Below are 9299 nucleotides of genomic sequence, written 5' to 3'. Positions count from 1 at the left end.
CGCGCTCGACGACCAGCGCCCGTCGCTCGCGGAGGCGTTCGTCCTCGTCGTCGGGGTCGGCGGCGCGGCCGGCGGCGGCGCGGCCCCGGCGCTCGCCGCGGAGCTCGGGACGCTGTACGACGCGCCGGTGTACGCGGTCGCCGTCCTTCCGACGCCCGCCGAGAGCGACGCGGACGCGGGGAGCGGGACGGCCCGGCCGGGGGGCGACGACGAGCCCGCCCCCCGACGGCCCCTGGCTGAGAAGAACGCGGCCCGGACGCTCGGCGCGCTCTCGGAGCGGACGGCCGCCGTCTTTCCCTTCGACACGGACGCGTGGCTCGGCGGCGGCGAGACGGTGGCGGACGCTCGCGACCGGTTGAACGGGGTCGTCGCCGACCGGATCGCGGCGCTGTTCGGGGCCGGCGAGGGCGACGACGACGCCGTCACCCCCCAACAGGTGCTCGACGCCAGCGACGTCGCCCGCGCGGTCGGGGACGACGGCGAGCTCGCCGCGCTGGGCTACGCGACCCAGGAGGTCGAACCCCCGGAGACGGAGTCGCGGTTCGGGCTCGGGCTGTTCGGCTCCTCGGAGCCGGAGAAGGTGGACACGAGCGCCGCGGTGTCGGCCGTCGAGACGGTCATCCGGAAGGCGGCTCGCGGGAAGAACACGGTCGGAGTCCCCGAGGGCCGCGCCGACCGGACCCTGCTCGTCGTCGGCGGCCCGCCCGCCTGGCTCAACCGGGAGGCGATCGCCGACGGGCGACGGTGGCTCGCCGAGGAGACCGGCTCCGGCGCGATATTGAGCGGGGACGCGCCGGTTCCCGACGGCGAGGCGGTGTTCGCGATCGTGTTGCGGTCGGGGATCGACGAGCCCGAGCGGATCCGCGAGATCCGCGCGTCGATCCCGGATCGAACCGAGTAGTTCCCGACCGAACCGGTTAACCCCGTTCGTCGCCCCCGTCGGGACGTGAGTTCCCCTTCCGAGACGGCCGGGCTCGGCATCGACCTCGACGTGTCCGACGCGGCGGCGGTGGCGGACCGGCGCGACGAGCTGGTCGCCGCGGTCCGCGACCACGCCGGCGGGATCGCCTACCGGCTCGCGAGGCTCCAAGGCGGCGACTACGGCCGAGAGACGCTGGAGACCGACGCCGGCGAGTGGACCGTCAAACACGAGGCCGGCGAGCTGGAGTTCCTGCTGTTCTCCCCGAAGCGCGGCTCGGACACCTACGTCGTCTCGACGAAACAGCCCCCCGATCCCGCGGGGCTGTCGGCCGCCCTCGAGGACTACCCGAACATGGTGGCCGCCTGGAACGCGTACGTCGACTCGCTGTCGGGCGTGCTCGACGGGGTCTCCGCGGAGTTCCCGGAGCCCGCCTCGACCGACGGGGTCGTCGCCGAGCGCGACCGGGTGCTCGACTCGATCCGCGAGACATGCGGCGTCATCGCCGGCGAGGTGTACCGCTACGAGGGCGACGAGTACGGGACGTTCACCGCCCGCGTCGGCGGGGACCGGTGGGAGCTGAAGTGGGAGGAGGGATCGGTGTCGTACCTCCGCGTCGGCGGCTCCGGCGGGCTCTACCTCCTCTCGCAGTACGAGGCCCCCTCCGCGGCCGACGTGCGCGAGTACGCCGAGCCGTTCGCGGGCTTCGTCGAGGCGTACAACGGGTTCGTCGAGGAGTTGGAGAGCGACCTCGCGACCGTCTCGGTGTAGCGTCCGGCGGGGCGGACGGATCGTCCGGACGGAGCGACCGCCGCCGGGATCAGGTTTATCCGCCGTTCGACGACACGGGACGTATGGCGACAGCCACCGCCGGATTCGTCGGACTCGGTATCATGGGCCTGCCGATGGCGAAGAACCTCCTCGACGCGGGGTACGACGTCGTGGGACACAACCGCTCGGCCGAACCGGTCGGGGAGCTCGTCGCGTACGGGGGCGAGGACGGCGGATCGCCCGCGGGCGTCGCCGAGCGGAGCGACGTCGTCTTCCTCTGTCTCCCCGACTCACCCGCGGTCGAGGACGTGGTGCTCGGCGAGGGCGGCGAGCCCGAGCCGGTGATAGACGGCGTGACTCCCGGAACCACTCTCATCGACCACTCGACCATCTCGCCGACGGTCGCGGAGGCGGTCGCGGAGCGGCTCGGGGAGGCGGGCGTCGACGCCCTCGACGCGCCGATCTCGGGCGGCGAGTCGGGCGCGATCGAGGGGACCCTCTCGATCATGGTCGGCGGCGACGAGGACGTCCTCGAGGAGTGGCGGGACGCCCTCGAGGTCATGGGCGAGACGGTGACGCACTGCGGGCCCAGCGGGGCGGGCCAGACGACGAAGGCGTGCAACCAGATCGTCGTCTCCGCCCAGATGGTCGCGGTGAGCGAGGCGCTGGTGTTCGCCCACAACGCGGGCGCGGACCTCCAGGCGGTCGTGGACGCGATCAGCGGCGGCGCGGCGGGCTGTTGGACGCTCGACAACCGCGCCGAGTCGATGATCCGCGGCGACTTCGATCCGGGCTTCTTCGCGGAGTACCAGTACAAGGACCTCCGGATCGCGACGGACGCCGGCGAGGCGTTCGGCTCGCCGATGCCCCAGACCGAGCTCGCCCACGAGCTGTACAAGTCCATGGTCCAAAACGACATGGGCCGCGACGACAACTCGGGCGTGATGCAGGTCCTCGAGCTGCTGGCGGGCGAGGAGGCGCGGATCGACGGCGCGGACTGACGCCGGGAGGACGATCCACGAACATGGGTATCGATCGACCGATTCAGGAATGTTTATTCGTCGACGTGCGGTATTCCGGGTAGATGTCGATCACCCTGCCCGGCCCGACCCTGGGCGTCGTCGGCGGCGGACAGCTCGGACGGATGCTCGCGGAGGCGGCCTCGCCGCTCGGCGTCGACGTGGTCGTCCTCGACCCCACGCCGGAGTGTCCCGCCTCGGGCGTCGCCCGCGACCAGATCGTCGCCGACTTCGACGATCCCGAGGGGATCCGCGAGCTGGCCGCGCGCGTCGACGCGCTCACCTTCGAGATCGAGCTCGCCGACCCCGACGTGCTGGCGGCGGCGGGCGCGGAACACGACGTGCCCGTCCAGCCGGACCCGGCGACCCTCGAGACGATCCAGGACAAGCTGGTCCAGACGGAGGCGCTCGCGGACGCCGGGATCCCCGTGCCGGAGTTCGCCGCGGTCGCGACCGCCGAGGGGCTCGAGCGCGTCGTCGAGGAGTTCGGCGGCGTCATGCTCAAGGCCCGCCGCGGCGGCTACGACGGCCGCGGGAACGTCCCGGTCCACGAGCCCGCGGAGGCGGCCGACGCGCTCGCGGACGTCGGCGGCGACGCGATGGCCGAGCGGTTCGTCGACTTCGAGCGCGAGATCGCCGTGATGGGACTGAAGGGGGCCGACGGCGCGACGCGGACCTACCCCGTGACGGAGACGATCCACCGCGAGGAGATCCTCCGCGAGAGCGTCGCCCCTGCCCCCGCGGACGACGAGGTCATCGCCCGCGCCGAGGCGGTCGCCGAGGACGTCCTCGACTTCCTCGACGGGCGCGGCGTCTACGGGATCGAACTGTTCGAGACCCGCGAGGGCGACGTGCTCGTCAACGAGATCGCGCCGCGCCCGCACAACTCCGGCCACTGGACGATCGAGGGGACGCGAACCTCGCAGTTCGAGAACCACGTCCGCGCCGTGCTCGGCTGGCCGCTCGGCCCGACCGACCTCGTCGCGCCCGCGGTGACAGCGAACGTGCTCGGGGACACGGACGGGAGCCGGCCCGCGACCCTCCGCGGCGTCGAGACGGTCCTCGACGCGCCGGACGCCTCGCTCCACTGGTACGGCAAGGACGAGGCGCGCCCGCTCCGGAAGATGGGTCACCTGACGCTGACCGACGCGACGGCCGACCCGGAGTCGGCCGCCCGCGACGCGCTGTTGTCGCGGGCGCGGGAGCTTCGCGACGGGCTGACGTTCCGCGAGACGTAGGGCGGCGGCCGGTCACGGCGTCTCGGAGGACGCGCCGACCGGGTCGTCGGTGTCGGCAGAGTCGGCGGGCTCGACGAACTCGACGCCGACGACCTCGAACCGCGCGCCGCCGTCCTCGCCGTCCGTCGCCTCGATCGACCAGCCGTGTGCCTCGACGACGTCGCGGACGATCGCCAGCCCGAGCCCCGTGCCCGGCTCGCGCGTCGTGAACCCGACGTCGAAGACGCTCTCCCGTTCGGATGCGGGGATGCCGGGGCCGTCGTCCGCGACGAAGAACCCGTCGGGCAGGCGGCCGACGGTCACCGTCACCGGCCCGTCGGCGTGGTCGCGGGCGTTCCGCAGGAGGTTGTCGAGCACTTGCCGAAACCGGACGCGGTCCGCCGAGACGGTCGCGCCGGCGACGGCGTCGTCGACGACGACCGTGAGGTCGTCGTCCGCGGCGTCGTCCGCGACCGCACTGACGGTCTCCGCGAGCGAGACCGGCTCGAACTCGGTCACGGTCTCGCCCCGTCTCGAGAGCTGTAACAGGTCCTCGAGGAACTCGGTCGTCCGGTCGGCCGTGGACCGGATCCGCTCGAGGTGCTCCGGGTCCCCCGTCTCGCTCGCGAGCTCCGCGTAGCCGGAGATGACCGAGAGCGGGTTCCGGAGGTCGTGTGAGACGACCCCCGCGAACGCGTCCAGCCGTTCGTTCCGCTCCTCGAGGGCCCGTCGCTGCTCCTCTATCGTCGTCACGTCGCCGATCAGGACGACCCAGCCGTACGTCTCGCCGCCCCGTCGGAGCGGCGACCGGCTCAGCCGGAGGAACCGCTCGCCGTCGGGGCCCTCGTGGGTCACGAGGACGGGGTCGTCCGCGGCGGTCCCGAGCCGATCGTACTCCGGGAGCCGCGTCGCGGCCGGCGCGCCGATCGCCGCCTCCCGGTCGCCGACGACGGCCTCCCCGGCGGGATTGACGTCGACTATCGTCCCGTCGGCGTCGACGACGACCACGCCGTCGTCCATCTCCGAGACGACGACCCGCGAGGCGATGGGCGTCAGATCGAGGAGGCGGTAGCGGAACATCGCCACCCCGAAACACGCCGTCGAGAGCGACAACGAGACGGGGGTCAGGTTCACGGCGGCCGTCCCGAACGGCGGCACGGAGAGGACCTCGAAGACGTTCAACGCGAGCGGGACCAGCGCCCCGCAGATGAGCAGCGCCGCCTGCCGTTTCACCCGTCCGCCGGAGCGAAGCGCGTGCCCCACGACGAGGGCGGCCCCGGCGACTACCGCGACGTACGAGAAGGCGAGGTGGAACTGATACGCCGGACCAAGCGTCGTCTCCAGCCGCGTGAGCGATCCGGTCGTCACGAGTCCGACGTCGACGATCGCGAGCGAGTACGGGTTCGCGAACAGTGACGCGACCAGCGCGACGGGGACCGCCGTGAGCGCCGCGACGACGGGCGGCGTGAGGCTCTCGCCGCGACCGGCGTACGCCAGCGCGAACGCCAGCCACGCGGAGGGGGTCGCGGCCGCGCCGACGTGTAACAGGCGGTGTGCGAACAGCTTCGCCTCGAGGGTGGTGCTCGCGATCTGGATCCCGTACGTCGCGGCCCACACCGCCGCCGAGAGACAGAGGACGACGAACGCGAGGACCGGCCGGTTTCGCCGCTCAGCCGGGACCGAGAGGATCGCGTACCCCGCCCACAGCGACGCCACCAGCGCCGACAGAAAGAGCAAGAGGACGTACGGGGTCGACTGCCACGGCATGTGGTCTGATCTACCCTAACCTACGCCGTTCGATACTTAAGTGGGCCGACCGCGCGGTCCCCCGTTCCCTCCGGCGTTCGGTCGTCGTGTCGCCTCCGGCCGGCGTTCGGCGGCCCCGTCGCCGTCGCTCCCCCGATCCGCCCATCTCACCACTCGGAGAAGCCGCCGTCGATGAGGGTGACCGTCTGGCGGTCGATGTACGCCCGCTGGGTGTCGTGGACCGCGTCGGCGAACGAGTCGCCCGCCGCGATCCGCTCCCGGACGCCGGCGCGCTTCCAGTCGGCCGGGGTGACGCCGTGGTCGACCCGGTAGCGGAGGGGAGCGAGCCACGACTCCGCCTCCGACTCCGAACAGCCCGCGGTCCGGAGCCCGGCGGCCGCGTGGTCGAGGAGGTCCGCGTACATCGTCTCGGCGTCCGTCGTGTGCTCGCCGTCGTAGCCGATCCACTCCATGTCGGCGTCGAGGCCGTCGGCGACCGCGGCGTAGAAGTTGTCCCGCGCCGCCTCCCATTCGAGCCCGATGACGGGGTGTTCACGGCGCGGCAGCGCCCCCATCAACCCCGCGAACGCGGCCTGGAACGCGATCGAGTCCCGGACGGTCGGCTGGGCGGGAACCGGGCGGAACTCGATCCGGGCGTTCGCGCTCGAGCGGCTCGCCCCCTCGAACACCGGGCGGACCCACCGCCAGTAGGTGCCGTGTTTCGTCCGGAAGGTGGCGAAGTCGTCGTCGAAGCGGTCGGTGCCGGACGGTTCGGGCATGGGGACGAGCGTCTCGTCGCCCGCGATCCGGTCGACGGCGGTCTCGACGTCGTGGAGGTCACGTGGGAACCGGACCTTGTCGGCGTCGGTCCGGGCGTTGAGCACGGACTCGAACACGTGGACGCGGTTCTCGGTCGCCCCCTCCGTCAGGATCCGCTCCGCGTCCCAGCCGTCGTCGTAGAGGTCCGGCGGGAGCAGCGGCGAGTTCACGCCGAGGGCTAAGAGCGGTCCCGCGATCCGGAGCGCGTACCGGAAGTGAACCGGCAGCGTGTCGGCCTGGGCGACCTGGTAGTGCGGCTGGATCGAGGTGATGAGGCTCTCCGGCATCACCGTGTCGGCCTCCAGCGTGACGCCCGGCGCCGAGAGCGTCACGGGCGCGTCGTCGCCGGCGTTCGCCATCGCGTGGTAGCGGACGGCGTCGCTCATGTTCGCCGCGACGGTCACGCCGTCGAGGTCGACGCTGTCGGTGAGGTACTCGCGGGCGGTCTCGCCGGCCGGCGGGATGGTCCAGACGCCGTCGGAGACGAGCCGCATCCCCTCGACGCCGGCGGTGTTCTCCGCGGCCTCCAGCCGGGCGCGGACCTCCGCGAGCTGCGCGCGCAGGCCGTGGTCCGAGAGGGGCTGCGGGCTCGTCGACATCTCCGCGTTGTGGAGCCCGAGTTCCTTCTCGAACCCCATCAGCTCCAGGAGCCTGCGGGGCACGCGCATCAGGGCGTACTCGCCCGCGCGGGACTCCTCGCTCCAGCGGCCGTCGGCGACCGCGTAGAACTCGTACTCGAAGCCGACGATCGACTGGTGGTTGTCGAACGCGCCGTCGTGTAGTCCCTGTTTGACGACCTCCGCCTCCGCCTCGGCCCGCGCGGCGAACGCCTCCGCGTCGACGGCCAGCGCCTCGTGAACCCCGTCGGCGAGGGTCGACTCGGTACTCATGCGATGGCCCGACGGCCTGCGGTTATAAAAGAGCCCCGACCCGGAACGGTCCGGTTCGCTTCCCGCTCGGCGGCCGCTCGTCCCGCATCGGCGCGTTTTTGCCCGCCGATCGCCGAGCCGGGGTATGGAGTTCGCCGCGTTCGCCGAGCGGGTGGAGGAACTGGAGGCCGAGCCGGCCGACCTCGAGACGACGGCGATCGTCGCGGACCTGCTCGCCGACGCCGGCGACGACCTCGAGACCGTGACCCGCTTCCTGCTCGGGCGGACGTACCCCGCACACGACGATCGTACCCTCGACGTCGGCCCCGCGTCGTGTCGCGAGGCGATCGCCCGCGCCGCCGGGCCGAACGTCACCGCCGACGACGTGGAGGCGCGGCTCGCCGAGCGCGGGGAGATCGGCGCGGTCGCCGCCGGCTTCGACTTCGGCGGCCAGCGGGGGCTCTCGGCGTTCGGCGGCGGGAGCGACCCGCTCTCGGTCGCGGAGGTGGACGGGACGCTCCGCGAGCTCGCGGCCGCGACGGGCGAGGGGAGCGAGTCCCGGAAGGTCGACGCGCTGTTCGGGCTGTTCAACCGCTGTGACCCGGCGGAGGCGCGGACGCTCGCGCGGCTGGTGCTCGGCGAGATGCGGATCGGCGTCGGCGAGGGCACCGTGCGGGACGCGGTCGCCGAGGCGTTCCTCGCGGAGCCCGACGACACGGACGACGAGACGGAGGACACGGCGACCGCGACCGATGAAGACGACGCGGACGACGAGAACGACGAGGACGCCGCGGACGACGAGGACGCCGCGAATCGAGCGACCGACGAGGCGCGCGCGGCCGTCGAGCGCGCCCTCCAGGTGACGAACGACTACGGCCGGGTCGCACGCCTCGCCCGCGACGAGGGGATCGAGGGACTGAACGCCGAGCGGATCCGGGTCGGGAGGCCGGTCCAGGCGATGCTGGCGCAGGCGGGGACCGCCGCCGACGCGGTCGAGTCGTTCGGGGAGGTCGCCGTCGAGACGAAGTTCGACGGGGCGCGCGTCCAGGTCCACTACGCGCCGGGGCCCGACGGCTTCGGGCCGCGGCTCTACTCGCGGAACATGGACGACGTGACGGAGGCACTCCCGGAGATCGTCGAGTACGTCGCGGACCGCGTCGACGTCCCGGTCGTCCTCGACGGGGAGATCGTCGCCGTCGACGAGGACGGCTCGCCGCTCCCGTTCCAGGAGGTGCTCCGCCGGTTCCGCCGGAAACACGACGTGGACCGGATGCGCGAGGCGGTGACCTGCCGGCTCCACGCGTTCGACTGCCTGCTCGCGGGCGGTGACACCGAGCGCGCGGACGCGGACGACGGCGACGACGCCCCCGAGGAGGTCCTCCGGGAGCCCCTTCGTGCCCGCCACGACCGGCTCGTCGACGTCCTCCCCGACGCGGCGGCGGACCTGCGGGTCGTCGACGACGCGGCGGCGGTCGCCCGGATCGAGTCGGCGGCCCTCGAGGCGGGCCACGAGGGCGTCATGCTGAAGAATCCGGCGTCGGCGTACACGCCCGGCGACCGCGGGCGCGACTGGCTGAAACGGAAGCCGGACGTCGAGACGCTGGACGCGGTCGTCGTCGGCGCGGAGTGGGGCGAGGGTCGCCGCGCCGAGCTGTTCGGGACGTTCCTGCTCGCGGTCCGCGACGGCGACGGCTACGAGCCGATCGGGAAGGTCGCGACGGGACTGACCGACGAGGAGCTCGCGGAGCTCACGGAGCGGCTGGAGCCGCACGTCGTCGCCGAGTCGGGAACCGACCTCCGGATCCGGCCCGAGGTCGTCCTCGAGGTCGGCTACGAGGAGATCCAGGCGTCCCCGACGTACGGCTCCGGCTACGCGCTCCGGTTCCCCCGGTTCGTCGGCGTCCGCGAGGACAAGTCGGTCGCGGACGCCGACGAACCG

The 9299-nt window shown here is 72.9% G+C and carries 7 protein-coding genes; 5 read left to right on the top strand and 2 right to left on the bottom strand.

Annotated features, from left to right (window positions below; translation table 11 throughout):
* From DJ70_RS04975 to purK, 4 genes are all read left to right on the top strand, one after another.
* Positions 1–901, top strand: a 901-nt coding sequence (locus DJ70_RS04975; RefSeq protein ID WP_094530713.1) for a cell division protein FtsZ, incomplete at its 5' end; no start/stop codon positions are given.
* Between the two features lie 45 nt (positions 902–946).
* The gene (locus DJ70_RS04970; RefSeq protein ID WP_094530711.1) at positions 947–1690 is read left to right on the top strand and encodes a hypothetical protein; all 744 of its coding nucleotides are present in this window, start codon (positions 947–949) and stop codon (positions 1688–1690) included.
* Positions 1691–1773: 83 nt separating this feature from the next.
* Complete coding sequence (locus tag DJ70_RS04965) at positions 1774–2691, top strand: NAD(P)-dependent oxidoreductase (protein WP_094530709.1); 918 nt, start codon at positions 1774–1776, stop codon at positions 2689–2691.
* An 83-nt stretch (positions 2692–2774) separates the two neighbouring features.
* A complete protein-coding gene (gene purK, locus DJ70_RS04960) occupies positions 2775–3947 on the top strand; it encodes a 5-(carboxyamino)imidazole ribonucleotide synthase (RefSeq protein ID WP_094530707.1) in 1173 nt (390 codons plus the stop codon).
* A 12-nt stretch (positions 3948–3959) separates the two neighbouring features.
* On the opposite strand, the gene DJ70_RS04955 is transcribed toward purK, so the two are convergent.
* Positions 3960–5693: a sensor histidine kinase gene (locus tag DJ70_RS04955; RefSeq protein ID WP_094530705.1), complete on the bottom strand. Its 1734-nt coding sequence runs from the start codon at positions 5691–5693 to the stop codon at positions 3960–3962.
* 146 nt (positions 5694–5839) lie between these two features.
* Positions 5840–7381, bottom strand: a complete 1542-nt coding sequence (locus DJ70_RS04950; RefSeq protein WP_094530703.1) for a hypothetical protein — start codon at positions 7379–7381, stop codon at positions 5840–5842.
* Between the two features lie 124 nt (positions 7382–7505).
* On the opposite strand from DJ70_RS04950, the gene ligA reads away from it, so the two are divergent.
* A partial coding sequence (gene ligA, locus DJ70_RS04945) for an ATP-dependent DNA ligase LigA (protein WP_143420933.1) occupies positions 7506–9299 on the top strand: 1794 nt, incomplete at its 3' end.

The sequence above is a fragment of the Halorubrum halodurans genome (assembly GCF_002252985.1).
GTDB classification, from domain to species: domain Archaea; phylum Halobacteriota; class Halobacteria; order Halobacteriales; family Haloferacaceae; genus Halorubrum; species Halorubrum halodurans.
Note: the sequence above shows the minus strand (reverse complement) of the source record. Positions and strands in the feature narration are given on the sequence as shown.